Source organism: Nonomuraea sp. NPDC049750, from assembly GCF_040659625.1.
In the GTDB taxonomy this organism is placed as follows: Bacteria; Actinomycetota; Actinomycetes; order Streptosporangiales; family Streptosporangiaceae; genus Nonomuraea.
Map to the genome: position 1 here is coordinate 67,113 of NZ_JBFANB010000006.1, position 16,090 is coordinate 83,202.

A 16,090-nucleotide genomic window follows, 5' to 3' on the forward strand; every position below is an offset into this window, starting at 1 on the left:
GCCCACCGCCCGTTGCGCTGGGCTTCGTCCTGTCGTTATGGTGAACACATGAACAGCTCTTCAGGTGTTGTGGCTTCGCTCGACGGCTGTGTCGTTCAGGAGCCCGACGCCGAGCGCGTCGCGGCCACCCGCGACCGGCTGGTGACGCCGGACGAGGCGACCCGGCTCGCCGACCTGTTCCGCCTGCTGGGCGACGCCACGCGGGCCCGCCTGCTGTACGCCCTGCTGGAGGCGGGCGAGCTGTGCGTGTGCGACCTGGCCGACGCCGTCGAGGTGACCGACACGGCCGTGTCCCACGCCCTGCGTCTGCTGCGTACGGCGGGCATCGTGGCCAGCCGCCGGGCGGGCCGCATGATCTACTACCGCCTGGCCGACGCGCACGTACGGATGCTGCTCGACCTCAGCCGCGAGCACATGAGGGAGGAGCGCTGATGGGCCACGGCCACGGGCACGGCCACTCGGCCGACGCCGACAAGCGCTACCTGTTCGGCGCGCTCGCGCTGATCGTCGGCTACATGGCGATCGAGGTGGTCGCCGGGCTGATCGCCAACTCGATCGCGCTGATCTCCGACGCCGCCCACATGCTCACCGACGCCAGCGCGATCGCGCTGGCCCTGGTCGCGATGCGCTTCGCCGCCCGGCCCGCCCGCGGCGCCTACACCTTCGGCTGGAAGCGCGCCGAGATCCTCTCGGCCCAGCTCAACGGCCTCACCCTGCTGCTGCTCGTGGCGTACTTCTGTTACGAGAGCGTGCGCAGGCTGCTGGAGCCGCCTGAGGTCTCCGGGCCCATCGTGGCCGTCACGGCCGTGGCCGGCATCGTGGTCAACGCGCTGGCCGCCTGGCTGCTGTCCAGGGCCGACCGGCGCAGCCTCAACGTCGAGGGCGCCTTCCAGCACGTGCTCAACGACATGTACGCCTTCATCGCCACCGCGATCTCCGGCGTGGTGGTGTGGCTGACCGGGTTCCGGCAGGCCGACGCGATCGCCGCCCTCGTGGTCGCCGCGCTCATGCTCAAGGCCGGCTGGGGGCTGCTGCGCGATTCGTCCAGGGTGCTGCTCCAGGCCGCGCCGAGCGACCTCGACCCCGACGAGATCGGCGGGGTCCTGGCCGGCGACCCTGATGTGGTCGAGGTGCACGACCTGCATGTCTGGACGGTGACCAGTGGCTATCCGACGCTGTCGGCGCATGTGATCGTGGCCCGCGGGTCCGACTGCCACCAGGTCCGCACCCGCCTGGCTGACCTGCTGCACGATCGCTTCGAGATCGGCCACACCACGCTGCAGGTGGACCACGGTCTCAAGGGCCGGACGGAGCATTGCGAGGACCCGCACGGACCGCGCCACCTGGGCAGGACAGCGCCTTTTTGATCCGTTACAGTCACGGTATGGCGTCCCGTGATCCACGCTGGGTGTTGAAGGACCGCCCGTCGTTCGCGTTGATCATCGGGCTGATCGTGACCGGCCTGTGCGCGCTCGTCTCCTTCGCCTTCGACGTGCTCAACGGCGCGCCCGTGCAGTTCTTCATCTCGCTGATCCTGGCGCTGGCGCCGGTGCCGCTGCTGCTGGCCGCCGTGCTGGCGCTGGATCGCATGGAGCCGGAGCCGCGCAGCAACCTCATCTTCGCCTTCGCCTGGGGGGCGGGCGTGGCGGTGCTGGTCGCGGGCGTGATCAACTCGCTCAACCTGCACTACATCATCGACGCGGCCAACCTCAGCGCGGCCAGCGCGCGCAACGTCGCCGCCACCTTCGGCGCCCCGGTGGTCGAGGAGACGATGAAGGGGCTGGTGCTGCTCGGGCTGCTCAGGTTCCGCCGGGCCGAGTTCGACGGGCCGACCGACGGCATCATCTACGCCAGCATGGTCGGCCTCGGCTTCGCGATGAGCGAGAACGTCAGCTACTACATCGCCGCGCTCAACTCCGACCAGGGCGGCATCGGGCTGGCCGTCACGGTGGTGCTGCGCGGCGTGCTGTCGCCGTTCGCGCACCCGCTGTTCACCTCGATGATCGGCGTCGCGGTCGCCTACGCCGCCCAGCGTCAGGGGTCGGACCGGGTCTTCTCCATCCTGGCCGGCTGGGTCGGCGCGATGCTCCTGCACGGCCTCTGGAACGGTCTGAGCTCCTACGGCGGCTTCCCCGGCCTGGTCATCGCCTACCTGGTGCTGCTGGTCGTGCTCGTGGTGCTGATCTTGCTGGTGATCAGGGATCGGCGGCGCATCGTCGCCCTGATCCAGCGCTACCTGCCGCCGTACGAGCCGACCAAGCTGGTCAACCGGGCTGACATCCACATGCTGTCCGCCCTGTCACGGCGCCGGCAGGCCAGGCAGTGGGCCAAGGTCCACGGCGGCAAGCGCGGGCTGCGCGCGATGAGCGACTACCAGCTCGCGGCGACCGAGCTGGGCCTGCTGCACGAGCGGGCGGCCCGGCGGATGATCGACGAGCAGACCTTCCACGAGGAGCAGCGGGCCCTGCTCGAATGCATGAGCACCGCCAAGGCGAGCTTCCCGGTGCCCGCCCACCTCGGGGCCGGGGCGCGAGGCACCCCGCCACCGGGCTACGCGCCCGGCTGAGCCAGGATCGCGCGCAGCGAGGTCTCCCGCGGGCCCGGATAGACCGGGTCGGAGTGCAGCACAAGCGCGTCGGCGAACGCCTTGCCGGTGGCGAACACCTCGCGGGCGGCCGAGGCGTAGGTGGTCGCGGCCCACTGCTTGACGGAGTCGTCGCCCACGCCGAAGGTCGTCAGTCCCGCCGTACGGCAGAGCGTGACCGCTCTCGGCAGGTGGAACACCTGCGTGACCACGGTCAGCCGCTCGGCGCCGAAGACCTTGCGGGCCCGCACGCACGAGTCCCAGGTGTCGAACCCGGCGTAGTCGAGCACCATTACCGCGTCCGGCACGCCCTTGGCCCGCAGATAGTCGCGCATGGCCGACGGCTCGTCATACTCCTTGCGACTGTTGTCGCCCGACAGCAGCAGCGCCTTGACCTTGCCCGCGTGGTAGAGCTCGGCCCCGATGTCGAGCCTTCGGGCCAGGAAGGACGAGGGACGGCCGGCGTACAGGCCCGCGCCGAGCACGAGCGCCACCTGCGAGGTGGGCACCCGCGCCAGCCAGCCGGCGGTGTCGGCCACCTCGCGGTGGTCCGAGCTGTCGAGCCACGCCCAGGTCATCGGCGCCAGGACGAGCACGCTGAGGAGCACCAGTCCTTGGTACAGGCGTCGCAGGGTCTTCCGAGCGGGACGGGCCAAAGCCACTCAGGGACCTCACAAGGAAGAGGGAGGTAGTCCCTCACACCTTGACACAACGGCTCAAAAACCGGCTGGGGTTTCAGTGGGGGAGGGGCTCAACGGCTCAGATCGTGGCCGGCGTTTCGGTGGGGGAGGGGGTCATGCCCTGGCCCGCGTTTCGGCGCGGGAGGGGTTCAGAGGCTCAGACTCTGGCCGGCGCTTCGGCGGGGGAGGGGGTGGCGGGGGCCGTCAGCTGGTCGCGGGCGCGCAGTGAGGTGACCACCCTGAGCGTGGCGATCCAGACCAGGGTCGAGCCGAGCACGTGCAGGCCCACCAGGAGCGCGGGCACCGCCAGGAAGTACTGGATGTAGCCGATCACGCCCTGGGCCAGCTCCACCACGAGCAGGGCCAGCGCCGCCCGGCGGGCCGCCCTGGGCGAGTCGGTCACGTGCAGCGCGAACAGCAGCGCGAACGACAGCCCCAGCACGATGTAGACGATGTCGGAGTGCAGGCGCACCACGCTCTCGATGTCGAGATCGAAGCGGGAGGCCACCGCGTCGCCGGAATGCGGCCCCGTGCCGGTCACCAGCACCCCGGCCAGGAGCAGCACCGCCACCGCCGCGACCAGCACGAACCCGAGGCGCCGGATGTCGCGGTGCGTCACCCGGCGGGCCGGGCCGTCGCCTTCGCCGGCTCGCGCGTAGAGCGTCCAGCAGGCGGCGATCAGCGCGATGGAGACCAGGAAGTGCACGCTGACCGTGAACGGGTTGAGCAGGCTCCTGACCACCAGCCCGCCCCACAGCGCCTGGAAGACGATGCCCGCGGGCTGCAGCAGGGCCAGCCACAGCAGCGGACGGCGCCGCGGGGCCAGCCGCATCGCCGACACCACGCAGGCGAACCCCACCGCCAGCACCAGGAACGTCAGCAGCCGGTTGCCGAACTCGACGGCCATGGTGACGGGCGAGATCTCGGGATGCGCGACGGGAACGAAGCTGTCGGGCGTGCACCTCGGCCAGGTCGGGCAGCCGAGCCCGGAGCCGGTGAGCCGCACGGCCGCGCCCGTCACGGTGATGCCCGCGTTGACCACCACGGACGCCAGAGCCCAGCCCCGCATCGACTCGGCGGTCGGTGCCCAGAAGGAGAACAGGCGCCGGACCAGGGCATTGGGGTGGTCCGTGGGTAGTTTCACGTCGGCGAACTTCACGTCATCGATGGTAAGGGCCTGGTTGTCCGGTCCTTAACCCGGGAACGTGCTTCTCAAGCAGCATGGGTATGTGACATATTACAGATGGGAGGTGAGGATGTCGGATGTGATCGTCATCGGCGCCGGAGTGGTGGGCGCCGCGTGCGCCTATTACGCCGCACGGGCCGGGCTGGACGTGACCGTGGTGGACCGTGGCCCCGTGGCCGGCGGCACGACGGGCGCGGGCGAGGGCAACGTGCTGGTCTCGGACAAGGAGCCGGGGCCGGAGCTGGACCTCGCGCTGCTGTCCAACCGCCTGTGGGGGGAGCTGGCCGCGCTGGGCGGGTTCGAGTACGAGCCCAAGGGCGGCCTGGTCGTCGCCGAGACCGACGAGGTCCAGCGGCAGCTGGTCGGGCTGGCGGGCAAGCAGGGCGTCGAGTACACCGCCGTGCCCGCCGCCGGGCTGCGCGACTACGAGCCGCACCTGGCCGACGGGCTCGCGGGCGGCGTTCACTATCCGCAGGACGCCCAGGTGCAGCCCATGCTGGCCGCCGCGCAGTTGCTCAGGCACGGCGCGGAGAGCTACGGCCACGGCACGCTCCACCTGCGCACCGGCGTCACCGTGAGCGGGTTCACGCGGTCCGGGGAACGGGTGACGGGCGTACGCACTGACCAGGGCGACATCCTCGGCGGCGCGGTGGTCAACGCGGCCGGCACGTGGGGTGGCGAGATCGCCGGGCTCGCGGGCGTGGCGCTGCCGGTCCTGCCCAGGCGCGGGTTCATCCTCGTCACGGAGCCGCTGCGCGAGCCGCTGATCCGGCACAAGGTCTACACCGCCGCCTACGTCACCAACGTGGCCAGCGACTCCGCCGACCTGGAGACCTCGGCCGTCGTCGAGGGCACCCCGGCGGGGACCGTGCTCATCGGGGCCAGCCGGGAGCGGGTGGGTTTCGACCGTACGACCTCGCCCCGGGTGCTGGCCCGGCTGGCGGCTCAGGCCGTCGCCCTGTTCCCGGCGTTGCGGGAGGTGCGGGTGATCAGGTCGTACTGCGGGTTCCGGCCGTACTGTCCGGACCACCTGCCGGTGATCGGTCCGGATCCGCGCGCGCCTGGCTTGTATCACGCGTGCGGGCACGAAGGGGCCGGGATCGGGCTCGCGCCCGCGACCGGGCTCCTGCTGTCCCAGCTGCTGACCGGCGCCCGCCCCGAACTCGACCTGACCCCCTTCCGCCCGGACCGCTTCGCGACCTCGTCCGGATCCCCGGCCGCGACCCAGGGCGGGTCCCCGACCGAGACCCAGGGCGGGTCCCCGACCGAGACGTCCGCCGGGTCCTCCCGTACGACCGAGGAGTCCGCGTGACCTTCCAGATCACGATCGACGGCCGGGCCGTGCCGGTCGAGCCGGGGCAGACGATCGGCGCGGCTCTGCACGCCGCCGGGGTCCGCGCCTGGCGGACCACCCGCTTCGGCGGGCGGCCGCGCGGCCTGTTCTGCGGCATCGGCGTCTGCTTCGACTGCCTGATCACGGTGAACGGCCGCCCACCAGAACGCGCCTGCCTGCTGGAGGCCCGGCCCGGAGACGAGGTGACGACCGCATGAGCCCGACCGATGACCGTGTGGGCGCACCCCACGACCGCAGCCCCGACGACGGCGTCCGCGACGACCGCGCTCGCGACGACCGTGTTCGCGACGACCGTGTTCGCGACGACCGTGTTCGTGGCGACGGGGTTCGTGGCGACGGGGTTCGCGACGACCGCGTTCGGGACGACTACGTGCGTGTGAGCTGCGATCTCGCCGTTATCGGTGGTGGGCCCGCCGGAGTGGCGGGGGCCCTGACGGCGGCGCTGCGCGGCCTGAGCGTGGTCCTCGTCGACTCGGGTGCCCGCCTCGGCGGCCAGTACTTCCGTCACCCCGCCGGAGCCGCGCGCGGCGGCACACCGGGTCTGGAGCGGTTCCTGAGGCAGGCCCGCGCGCTCGACGAACGGGGCCAGGTCCTGCTCGGGCACCAGGTGTGGACCGTGACGCGGGACGGCGACCGGCTGACCGTCTACTGCCGGACCCCGGACGGCCGCGCGGTGGCGATCCGCTGCCGCGACCTCCTGATCGCCACCGGCGCCCACGACCGGCCGCTGCCGTTCCCCGGCTGGGACCTGCCCGGCGTCCTGACGGCGGGCGGCGCCCAGGCGCTGCTCAAGGGCAACGGCGTCGTCGCGGGCGGCCGGGTGGTCGTCGCCGGCACCGGGCCGTTCCTGCTGCCCGTGGCCACCGGCCTGGCGGGGGCGGGGGCCGAGGTGCTGGGCGTGTTCGAGGCCAACGGCGGCCTGGGCCTGGCCCGGCATCCGCTGCTGGCCGCGGGCAAAGCGGGGGAGGCGGCGGGCTACGGGCTGGCCATGGCCCGGCACCGCGTGCCGTACCGGACGCACCAGGCGGTGATCGCCGCCCACGGCGAGCGCGAGCTGGAGGCGGTCACCGTCGCGCGGCTCGACGCCGACTGGAACGTGCTCGCCACCCGCGAGCTGCCCTGTGACACGCTGGCCGTCGGCTACGGCTTCGTCCCCCAGATCGAGCTCGGCGTCGAGCTCGGCTGTGAGACCCGCCAGGACGCGGACGGCATGCCCGTAATCGCGGTGGACGGCCGCCAGCGCACCACGGCGGACGGCGTCTGGGCGGCCGGCGAGCCGGTCGGCGTGGGCGGGCGTTACCTGGCCGAGCTGGAGGGCCGCATCGCCGGCCTGGCCGTGGCCGGTGAGCCGGTGCCCGGCGTGCTGGCCAGACGGCGCCGGCGGATGCGCGCGTTCGGCGAGGCGCTGCATCACGCGTATCCGGTCAAACCGGGCTGGCAGGGCTGGCTGCGCGACGACACGCTGGTGTGCCGGTGCGAGGAGGTGCCGGTCGCCCGCGTACGCGCGGCGCTGGAGCTCGGCGCCACCGACGCGCGCTCGGTCAAGCTGCTGGCCAGGCCAGGAATGGGCTGGTGCCAGGGCCGCGTCTGCGGCTACGCGGTCGCCTGCCTGGCCGGGGAGTCGCCCAGGCCCCCTCGCCGCCCCATCGCGCAACCCATCTCTCTCGGCGCTCTCGCCGAGCTCGATAAACCCTGATTTGGAGGACTCTTTAATGACAAATCGCATTAAATCCTGGCACGGTGTCATGGTGGCCACGGCTCTCCCTCTGCGTGAGGACCTGTCCGTCGACTTCGACGGCTATGCGGAGCACTGCCGCTGGCTGGTCGAGAACGGCTGCGACGGGGTGGTCCCCAACGGGTCGCTGGGCGAGTACCAGACGCTCACCGCCGAGGAGCGGGCCAAGGTCATCGAGACGGCCGTCGAGGCCGTCGGCGGGGCGAACGTGATGGCGGGCGTCGGCGCGTACGGCGCGGCGGAGTCGCGGCTGTGGGCCGAGCGCGCCGCCGCGGCCGGCTGCGGCTCGGTGCTGCTGCTGCCGCCCAACGCCTACCGGGCCGACGAGCGCTCCGTGATCGCGCACTACCGCGAGGTGGCCAAGGCCGGGGTGCCGATCGTGGCCTACAACAACCCGTACGACACCAAGGTAGACCTGACGCCCGCGCTGCTGGCCACCCTGCACGGCGAGGGCCTGATCGTGGCCGTGAAGGAGTTCAGCGGCGACCCGCGCCGCTCCTACGAGCTCGGCGAGCTGGCCCCCGGCCTCGACGTGCTGATCGGGTCCGACGACGTGCTGCTGGAACTGGCGATCGCCGGGGCCGTCGGCTGGGTCGCCGGCTACCCCAACGCGCTGCCCGCCTCCAGCGTCGCCCTCTACCAGGCCGCGCTGGCCGGTGACCTCGAGACCGCGCTGCCCCTGTACCGTACGCTCCACCCGCTGCTGCGCTGGGACTCCAAGACGGAGTTCGTGCAGGCCATCAAGCTGTCGATGGACATCGCGGGCCGTCACGGCGGGCCCTGCCGCCTGCCGCGCGTGCCGCTGACCGAGACGCAGGAGGCGGCCGTGCGCGGCGCGACGGAGAAGGCACTCGCGGAGGGCATGCGATGAGGACGAAGCGGGTCTTCCACGCGGTCGACTCGCACACGGAGGGCATGCCCACCCGCGTGATCACCGGCGGCGTGGGCGTGATCCCCGGCGCGAGCATGGCCGAGCGGCGCGTCTACTTCCGCGACCATCTCGACCACATCCGCAGGCTGCTGATGAACGAGCCGCGCGGCCACGCCGCCATGAGCGGCGCCATCCTGCAGCCGCCCACCCGGCCCGACGCCGACTGGGGCGTGCTGTTCATCGAGGTGTCCGGGCTGCTGCCGATGTGCGGTCACGGCACCATCGGCGTGGCGACCGTGCTGGTGGAGACCGGCATGGTGGAGGTGGTCGAGCCGGTCACCACCGTGCGCCTGGAGGTGCCCGCCGGGCTCGTCGAGGTGGACGTGGCCGTCAAGGACGGCATGGCCATGTCGGTGACGCTGCGCAACGTGCCCGCCTACAGCGACCGGCTCGACGCCGTCGTCACGGTGCCCGGCTTCGGCGACATCCGCTACGACCTGGCGTACGGGGGCAACTTCTACGCGATCGTCGACCTCGACGACTACGGCCTGCCCTTCGACCGCAAGGCCAAGAACGAGATCCTGGCCGCCGGGCTGGCCACGATGGCGGCGATCGACGCGGCCGACGAGCCCGTGCACCCCGAGGACGACCGCATCCGGGGCTGCCACCACGTCTACTTCGCCGCGCCGGGCTCGGACGCCCACCACTCGCGGCACGCGATGGCCATCTACCCGGGCTGGTTCGACCGCTCGCCGTGCGGCACCGGCACCAGCGCCCGGATGGCCCAGCTGCACGCCCGTGGCCAGCTGGCCGTGAGCGAGGGGCCGGGTAGCGGGGAGTTCGTCAACGAGTCGTTCATCGGCACCCGTTTCATCGGCCGGTTGCTGGGGGAGACCACCGTCGGCGGACGGCCCGCGGTCGTGCCGGCCATCACCGGGCGCGCCTGGGTCACCGGCACCGCCCAATACTTCCTCGACCCGCGCGACCCGTTCCCCGAGGGATTCGAGCTGTGAGCGTCACCACCGTCGACTACCACACCGCCGGCGAGCCGTTCAGGATCGTCACCGGTGGCGCACCGGACATCCCGGGCGCCACCGTCCTCGAACGCCGGGCCGCCGCACCTGACGGCCCGGCCGAGCGGGTGCGGCGGCTGCTCTGCCACGAGCCGCGCGGCCACGCCGACATGTACGGCTGCTTCCTGGTCCCGCCCGACGACCCCGGCGCCCACTTCGGCGCGCTGTTCTGGCACAAGGACGGCTATTCCACCGCCTGCGGCCACGGCACGATCGCGCTCGGCGTGCACGCCGTCCGCGAGGGCCTGGTCGAGGCGGACCCCGGCGGCGAGACGGACGTGGTCGTCGACGTGCCCTCGGGCCGCGTCACGGCCCGCGTACGCGGCTCACGGGACCGCGTCGAGTCGGTGACCTTCGTCAACGTCCCGTCGTACGCCATCGCGCGCGCCCTCCCCGTCGCCGGGGTCGAGGTCGACCTCGCCTACGGCGGAGCCATCTACGCCACCCTGCCCGCATCGGCGGTCGGCCTGTCCGTCGAGGCCGGGAGCCTGACGGAGTTCGTCGGTCACGGCCGCCGGATCAAGGCCGCCCTGGCGGGCCACCCGGCCACGCGGCACCCGTCGGACGAGCGGCTGTCCGGCGTCTATGGGGTGATCTTCTACGAGGACGTCCCGGGCGATGGACCGCACCAGCGCAACGTGACCGTGTTCGCCGACGGCGAGGTGGACCGCTCGCCGTGCGGGTCCGGCACGGCCGCCCGGCTCGCCCTGCTCTACGACGACGGTCACCAGGGTCCGCTGATCCACACCGGCATCGCGGGCGGCACGTTCGTCGCCACCGTGGGTAAGGTGACCGACCAGGGCGTCGTCGCCGAGATCGAGGGCATGGCCTACCGCACCGGCCGGCACACCTTCGAGCTCGATCCGGAAGACCCCCTCGGCACCGGGTTCGTGCTGCGGTGAACGCGCTGCCCTACCTCGACGCCGCCACCATCGAGCGGCTGGTGCCCGTGGCGCGGGCCGTACGCATCCTGGAAGAGGCCCTGCGAGACGGGCTCGATCCGGAGGAGACGCCGCTGCGGCCCATCGTCGAGCTGCCCGCCGGGCAGCTCCTGCTGATGCCCGCCGCCGCGGGACGGTACGCGGGCGTGAAGGCCGTCACCATCGCGCCGGGCAACGCCGAGCGCGGGCTGCCCCGCATCCAGGGGACGTACCTGCTGCTCGACGGCGACACCCTGAGCCCGCTGGCCGCCATGGACGGCATCACGCTCACCTCGCTGCGCACCCCGGCGGTCTCGGCGCTCGCCGTCAAGCATCTGGCCGGGCCGGACGCCCGTAACCTGGTGGTGTTCGGTACGGGCCCGCAGGCGTGGGGGCACATTCTCGCGCTGGGCGCGGTCCGGCCGGTCGAACGGGTCACGGTCGTCGGCCGCGACCCCGAACGTGCCGAGAGCCTGGCCGCCCGCTGCCGCGACCTCGGCCTGTCGGCCCGCGCGGTGCACGGCCAGGCTCCGGACCTGAGCGCTGTGGCGGAGGCGGATCTGATCGCCTGCTGCACCACGGCCAGGGAGCCGCTCTTTCCCGGTGAGCTGGTCCGCGACGACGCCACGGTGGTCGCGGTCGGATCGCACGAACCGGAGGCCCGTGAGCTGGCCGGGGACCTCGTCGCCCGCGCCACGGTCGTCGTCGAGGCCAGGTCGGCGGCACTGGCCGAAGCGGGGGATGTGGTCATCCCGGTGCGCCAAGGTACGATCACCACCGGTCATCTCGCCGGGAACCTCGCCGACCTGATCGCCGGCCGGGTTCCTGCGGGCTCCGGTCCCCGCGTGTTCAAGAGCACCGGGATGGCGTGGGAGGACCTGGTGGTCGCCGCCGCCGCGTACGAGGCGTGGGTTTAGCGGGGTACCCCCAGCGGGGGGTGATCAGCGGGCGTGTACTGAGCGAAGGGATGGCGGGATGGCTGCCGAGGACCGGCTCGACCTGCCGATGGTGGGCGAGCGGCAGAGCTTGCGCGAGCAGGTCGCGCACGCGCTCCGCGCCGCGTTGATCACGGGTGAGATGCGCCCGGGGGTGGTCTACTCCGCGCCGGTGCTGGCCGCGCAGTTCGGCGTCTCCGCGACGCCGGTCCGTGAGGCCATGCTCGACCTGGCCAAGGAGGGACTGGTCGAGGCGGTGCGCAACAAGGGCTTCCGGGTCACCGAGCTGTCTGACCGCGATCTCGACGAGCTGACCGAGATCCGGCAGCTCATCGAGGTGCCCACCGTGACCCGGCTGGCCGACAGCTCGCGCGCGGCCGACTTCGAGCGGCTGCGACCCGTCGCCGAGGAGATCGTGGCCGCCGCCGAGCGGGGTGACCTGCTCGCGTACGTGGACGCCGACCTACGCTTCCACGTGGAACTGCTGACGCTGTCGGGCAACGCCCACCTGGTCGAGGTGGTCAAGGACCTGCGCAACCGGGCCCGGCTCTACGGCCTGTCGCAGCTGTCGGAGCGCGGCACGCTGTCGGACTCGGCCCGCGAGCACGTGGCGTTGCTCGACGCGCTCAAGGCCGGTGACACCGAGGCGGCCCGCCACATCATGTCCGAGCACATCCAGCACGTCCGCGGCATCTGGGCCGACCCACACTGATCACTTGTCCGGGCCGGCCCGCACTGATCACGTCCGCGGCATTCGGACCGGCCCGCACTGATCACGTCCGGGGAGGCTACTTCGTCTTCGTCGCGCGGGTCGTGCCCAGGCTCGCGGCCACGATGCAGATGATCGCCGCCCACTGCTGCGCGTGCAGCATCTCGCTGAGCACCAGCACGCCGACCAGCGCGGCCGCCGCGGGCTCCAGGCTCATCAGGATGCCGAACACGTGCTTCGGCATCCGCCGCAGCGCCTGCAGCTCCAGCGAGTACGGGATCACCGACGACAGCAGCCCCACTCCCAGCCCGATCAGCAGCAGGTGCGGCTGGAGCAGGTCACCGCCGCCCGACGCGATGCCCACTGGCGCGACCACCACGGCCGACACGATCATCGCGACCGACAGCCCGGTGGTGCCGGAGAAGCGCCGCCCCACCGAGGCCGACAGCAGGATGTAGGCCGCCCAGAACACTCCGGCCCCCAGCGCGAACCCGATGCCGGCCCAGCTCACCGACGCCGACTGGCCCCAGGGCGCGAGCAGCGCCACGCCCGCCGCCGCCAGGCCGATCCACACCAGGTCGAGCCGCCGCCTGGAGGCCGCCACCGCCACGCCCAGCGGCCCGAGGAACTCGATCGCCACCGCGATCCCCAGGGGCAGCCGCGCTATCGCCTCGTAGAACGACAGGTTCATCAGCGCCAGCGTCACGCCGAAGGTGAGCCCGACTCCCAGGTCACGCCACGACATGCCCTTCAGCTTGGGCCTGGCCACCGCGCCCATGATCAACGCGCCCGCGGCGATGCGCAGGAACACCACCGCGCTCGGCGGCAGCGCCGCGAACAGCTCCTTGGCGAAGCCCGCCCCCAGCTGTACGGAGAAGATCGCCAGCAGCACCAGCCCGGAAGGCGGGATGGAGTCGGCGGCGCCGCGCAGCACACTGCCGGGTCTGGGCAGGCCGGATCCCCGGTCGAAGGGATCATCCAGGGCGAAGGCGCTCACGGCACTCCTCAGTAGGCATGACGGGCTCAGTAGCGGGACGGCGGGTAGAACGGTACCGAGCTGGGCGGACATTCCCCCACTAGGGTGGTACCTATACGCACTTAACCGTTGAAGCCGACAATTGACCATGGAGCCATGACCGCACCCCCGGCCTCCCTCGTCCGTCCCCCGCTCGTGCTGTCCGTGGCCACCTTCGTCAGCAGCTTCGACCGGTTCGCCGTCAACCCCATGCTCGTCCTGATCGCCGCCGACCTCGGCGTCCCGCTGTCGGCGGCGGTCGCGGTCGCCAGCGGCTACTACCTGGCCTACGGCCTGACCCAGCCGCTGTGGGGCGTGCTCTCCGACCGGTTCGGCCGGGTGCGGGTGATGCGGGCGGCGATGTTCGGCGCCGCGCTGGCCGGGGTGGCCTCCGCGCTGATGCCGGTGCTGGGCGCGCTGGTGGTGTCGAGGATCGTGGCCGGCGCCTGCTTCGGCGCGGTGATCCCCACCTCGCTCACGTACGTCGGTGACACGGTCGCGCCCGTCGTACGGCAGCGCGCCCTGTCGGACCTGATGGGCGCGGGAGCCCTGGGCATCGCCATGGCCACCGGTCTCGGCGGCGTGCTCGCCGACCTGGTGGACTGGCACGTGGCGTTCACCGTGCCCGCGGCCTGCGCGCTGGCCTGCGCGCTCGCGCTGCGCTCCCTGCCCGAGCCGCCCCGGGCCGAGATCGGCGGGCTGGGCAGGCACGTGGGCGCGGTGCTGCGCGAGCCGTGGGCCCTGCTGGTGTTCGGGCTGGCCTTCGTGGAGGGCGCGGTGCTGCTCGGCACGATGGCCTTCCTCGCCACGGCCCTGGAGCACGACGGGGTCAGGGCGGCGGTCGCCGGTCTGGCCACCGCCACCTACGGCGTGGGCCTGTGGGTCTTCACCAGACTGGTCAAACGCCTGTCGCGGACATGGTCCCCGCCCGTGCTCATCGCCGTCGGTGGAGCGCACCTCTGCGCCGGGTACGCACTCGTGGCCGTCCACGTCAGCCTGGCGACCGTCGGCGTCACCGCGCTGCTGCTGGGCGTCGGGTGGTCGTTCATGCACTCCTCGCTGCAGACCTGGATCACCACGGTCGCGCCCAACGCCAGGGGGACCAGCGTGGCCTTCTTCGCCGCGGCGCTGTTCGTCGGCAGTGCGGTGTCGTCGTGGGCGGGCGGCCCGGCCGCCCAGGACGGCAGGTACGCGCTGCTGTTCGGCGTCTCGGCGGCCGTGGCGGTGCCGCTCACCGTGGTCGCCGTCATCGGCCGCCACCGCTACGGCGTCACCGGCCGGGCCTGACATCCCAGCTGAACCCCGCTCGTCCGGCGCGGGCCCGCCCAGCTCAGGCCCCGCTCACTCCCACGCTCACTCCCAGCGGAACGTGCGCGCGGCGATGCCCAGCGACAGCACCGCCCAGGCGGCCAGCACCCCCAGCGCCCCCAGCGGCACGGCCGCGCCCCCGGCGAGCACGGAACGCAGCCCGCCGGTCAGCGCCGAGATCGGCAGCACCTCCAAGGCCGGCCGCATCCCGGCGGGGAACTTCGCCAGCGGGAAGATCACCCCGCCCGCCCCGAGCAGCACCAGGTAGACGAGGTTGGCCGCGGCCAGCGTCGCCTCGGCCCGCAGCACGCCCGCCATGAGCAGCCCCAGCCCGCTGAAGGCCGCCGTCCCCAGCAGCACGAGCAGCAGCGCGCCCACCGGCGAGCCCTGGGGCCGCCAGCCGAGCGCCAGCGCGACCGCCACGATCACCACGACCTGGACGCCTTCGACCGCGAGCACCGCCACCGTCTTGGCCAGCAGCAGCCCGGCCCTGGACAGGGGAGTCGCGCCGAGCCGCTTCAGCACGCCGTAGCGGCGCTCGAAACCCGTCGCGATCGCCTGACCGGTGAACGCCGTCGACATGATCGCCAGCGCGAGCACGCCCGGCGCGAGGAAGTCGATCCGCCGCCCTCCGCCGACGTCGATCAGCGGAGCCAGCGAGAACCCGACGAGCAGCAGCACCGGGATGATCAGCGTCAGCAGCAGCTGCTCGCCGTTGCGCAGCGTCGCGCGCGTCTCGGCCGCCGCCTGCGCCAGCACCATGCGGGCGAACGGCGCCGCAGCCGGGGCGGGGGTGAAGTCGAGCGTGGTCATCGCAGCTCCCTGCCGGTCAGCTCCAGGAAGACGTCTTCGAGCGTGCGGCGCTCGATGCTCAGGTCGTCGGCCATGACGCCCTCGGCGGCGCACCAGGTCGTCACGGTCGCCAGCAGCGCCGGGCCCACCTGGCCCTCGATGATGTAGTGGCCGGCGGGCGACTCCTTGGCCGCGCTGCCACCCGGCAACGCGTGGAGCAGCTCGTCCAGCGAGAGCCCCGGCCGGGCACGGAAGCGCAGCTGCCGCTCGGCCCCGGTCAGCGAGGCCGGGCTGCCCTCGGCCACCACCCGGCCCCGGTCGATGATCACCACGTGGTCGGCCAGCCGTTCGGCCTCGTCCATGTGGTGGGTGGTGAGCACCACGGAGACCCCCGCGGCCCGCAGCTCGCCCACCAGGTCCCAGCAGGCGTGCCTGGCCTGCGGGTCGAGCCCGGCCGTCGGCTCGTCGAGGAACACCAGCTCCGGCCGGCCGATCACCGCCGCGGCCAGGGAGAGCCGTTGCTGCTGGCCGCCCGACAGGCGGCGGTAAGGGGTGCGGGCGTGCTCGGCCAGTCCGAGCCGTACCAGAAGGGCGCCGGCGTCGAGCGGGTGGGCGTAGAAGCGCGAGACCAGGCGCAGCCACTCGCCGCAGCGCACCGCGGGCGGCACGCCGCCCGCCTGGAGCATCACACCCACCCGGGGCCGCAGCTTGGGCTGGTCGGGCGGCAGGCCCAGCACGCGTACGGTGCCGGAGTCGGCCTCGCGGAACCCCTCGCAGATCTCGACCGTGGAGGTCTTGCCGGCGCCGTTGGGGCCGAGCACGGCGGTGACCGCGCCCCGCTCGGCGCGCAGCGTCAGGCCGTCGACCGCCGTGGCGCCGCCGTAACGCTTGACCAGGTCGATGAGCTCGACGGCTGGGGATTCCATGG

The 16,090-nt window shown here is 72.8% G+C and carries 17 protein-coding genes; 12 read left to right on the plus strand and 5 right to left on the minus strand.

Annotated elements, in window-relative coordinates; all coding sequences use genetic code 11:
- Positions 1-48 precede the first annotated feature (48 nt).
- The 3 genes from AB0J16_RS18325 to AB0J16_RS18335 are packed head-to-tail and all read left to right on the plus strand — an operon-like array spanning position 49 to position 2,566.
- Positions 49-432: a metalloregulator ArsR/SmtB family transcription factor gene (locus AB0J16_RS18325; protein ID WP_357958414.1), complete on the plus strand. Its 384-nt coding sequence runs from the start codon at positions 49-51 to the stop codon at positions 430-432.
- Complete coding sequence (locus AB0J16_RS18330; protein WP_358540492.1) at positions 432-1,367, plus strand: cation diffusion facilitator family transporter; 936 nt, start codon at positions 432-434, stop codon at positions 1,365-1,367. The genes AB0J16_RS18325 and AB0J16_RS18330 overlap by 1 nt, the downstream gene beginning before the upstream one ends.
- Positions 1,368-1,384: 17 nt before the next feature.
- Complete coding sequence (locus tag AB0J16_RS18335; RefSeq protein WP_358540495.1) at positions 1,385-2,566, plus strand: PrsW family intramembrane metalloprotease; 1,182 nt, start codon at positions 1,385-1,387, stop codon at positions 2,564-2,566.
- Here AB0J16_RS18335 and AB0J16_RS18340 read toward each other — a convergent pair.
- Positions 2,551-3,192: an ElyC/SanA/YdcF family protein gene (locus AB0J16_RS18340; RefSeq protein WP_358540498.1), complete on the minus strand. Its 642-nt coding sequence runs from the start codon at positions 3,190-3,192 to the stop codon at positions 2,551-2,553. The two genes, AB0J16_RS18335 and AB0J16_RS18340, sit on opposite strands and share 16 nt — an antisense overlap.
- Positions 3,193-3,421: 229 nt before the next feature.
- A complete protein-coding gene (locus AB0J16_RS18345) occupies positions 3,422-4,423 on the minus strand; it encodes a COX15/CtaA family protein (RefSeq protein ID WP_358540501.1) in 1,002 nt (333 codons plus the stop codon).
- 97 nt (positions 4,424-4,520) lie between these two features.
- Here AB0J16_RS18345 and AB0J16_RS18350 point away from each other — a divergent pair, with 97 nt between their 5' ends.
- Genes AB0J16_RS18350 through AB0J16_RS18385 form a run of 8 tightly spaced genes read left to right on the plus strand, consistent with a single transcriptional unit; the run spans position 4,521 to position 12,050 of the window.
- Complete coding sequence (locus AB0J16_RS18350) at positions 4,521-5,762, plus strand: FAD-binding oxidoreductase (protein WP_358540504.1); 1,242 nt, start codon at positions 4,521-4,523, stop codon at positions 5,760-5,762.
- Positions 5,759-6,001: a (2Fe-2S)-binding protein gene (locus tag AB0J16_RS18355; protein WP_225291383.1), complete on the plus strand. Its 243-nt coding sequence runs from the start codon at positions 5,759-5,761 to the stop codon at positions 5,999-6,001. Before AB0J16_RS18350 ends, AB0J16_RS18355 begins: the two co-directional genes overlap by 4 nt.
- Positions 5,998-7,500 (plus strand): NAD(P)/FAD-dependent oxidoreductase, encoded by a 1,503-nt coding sequence (locus tag AB0J16_RS18360; RefSeq protein WP_358540506.1) that lies wholly within the window; start codon positions 5,998-6,000, stop codon positions 7,498-7,500. Before AB0J16_RS18355 ends, AB0J16_RS18360 begins: the two co-directional genes overlap by 4 nt.
- 16 nt (positions 7,501-7,516) lie before the next feature.
- Positions 7,517-8,410 (plus strand): dihydrodipicolinate synthase family protein, encoded by an 894-nt coding sequence (locus tag AB0J16_RS18365; RefSeq protein WP_358540509.1) that lies wholly within the window; start codon positions 7,517-7,519, stop codon positions 8,408-8,410.
- The gene (locus AB0J16_RS18370; RefSeq protein ID WP_358540512.1) at positions 8,407-9,423 is read left to right on the plus strand and encodes a proline racemase family protein; all 1,017 of its coding nucleotides are present in this window, start codon (positions 8,407-8,409) and stop codon (positions 9,421-9,423) included. The genes AB0J16_RS18365 and AB0J16_RS18370 overlap by 4 nt, the downstream gene beginning before the upstream one ends.
- Positions 9,420-10,385: a proline racemase family protein gene (locus AB0J16_RS18375; RefSeq protein WP_358540515.1), complete on the plus strand. Its 966-nt coding sequence runs from the start codon at positions 9,420-9,422 to the stop codon at positions 10,383-10,385. Before AB0J16_RS18370 ends, AB0J16_RS18375 begins: the two co-directional genes overlap by 4 nt.
- Positions 10,382-11,320, plus strand: a complete 939-nt coding sequence (locus tag AB0J16_RS18380) for an ornithine cyclodeaminase family protein (RefSeq protein WP_358540518.1) — start codon at positions 10,382-10,384, stop codon at positions 11,318-11,320. Before AB0J16_RS18375 ends, AB0J16_RS18380 begins: the two co-directional genes overlap by 4 nt.
- A 58-nt stretch (positions 11,321-11,378) precedes the next feature.
- Positions 11,379-12,050 (plus strand): GntR family transcriptional regulator, encoded by a 672-nt coding sequence (locus tag AB0J16_RS18385; protein ID WP_225291377.1) that lies wholly within the window; start codon positions 11,379-11,381, stop codon positions 12,048-12,050.
- Positions 12,051-12,126: 76 nt separating this feature from the next.
- Here the strand turns inward: AB0J16_RS18385 and AB0J16_RS18390 are convergent, their stop codons facing one another.
- Positions 12,127-13,044 (minus strand): EamA family transporter, encoded by a 918-nt coding sequence (locus AB0J16_RS18390; RefSeq protein WP_358540520.1) that lies wholly within the window; start codon positions 13,042-13,044, stop codon positions 12,127-12,129.
- A gap of 135 nt (positions 13,045-13,179) precedes the next feature.
- Here AB0J16_RS18390 and AB0J16_RS18395 point away from each other — a divergent pair, with 135 nt between their 5' ends.
- The gene (locus tag AB0J16_RS18395; RefSeq protein WP_358540523.1) at positions 13,180-14,349 is read left to right on the plus strand and encodes an MFS transporter; all 1,170 of its coding nucleotides are present in this window, start codon (positions 13,180-13,182) and stop codon (positions 14,347-14,349) included.
- A gap of 66 nt (positions 14,350-14,415) precedes the next feature.
- On the opposite strand, the gene AB0J16_RS18400 is transcribed toward AB0J16_RS18395, so the two are convergent.
- Both AB0J16_RS18400 and AB0J16_RS18405 read right to left on the minus strand, forming a co-directional pair.
- Positions 14,416-15,183, minus strand: a complete 768-nt coding sequence (locus AB0J16_RS18400) for an ABC transporter permease (RefSeq protein WP_358447901.1) — start codon at positions 15,181-15,183, stop codon at positions 14,416-14,418.
- On the minus strand, positions 15,180-16,088 hold the full coding sequence (locus AB0J16_RS18405; protein WP_358540525.1) for an ABC transporter ATP-binding protein: 909 nt from the start codon (positions 16,086-16,088) through the stop codon (positions 15,180-15,182). The genes AB0J16_RS18400 and AB0J16_RS18405 overlap by 4 nt, the downstream gene beginning before the upstream one ends.
- Positions 16,089-16,090 lie beyond the last annotated feature (2 nt).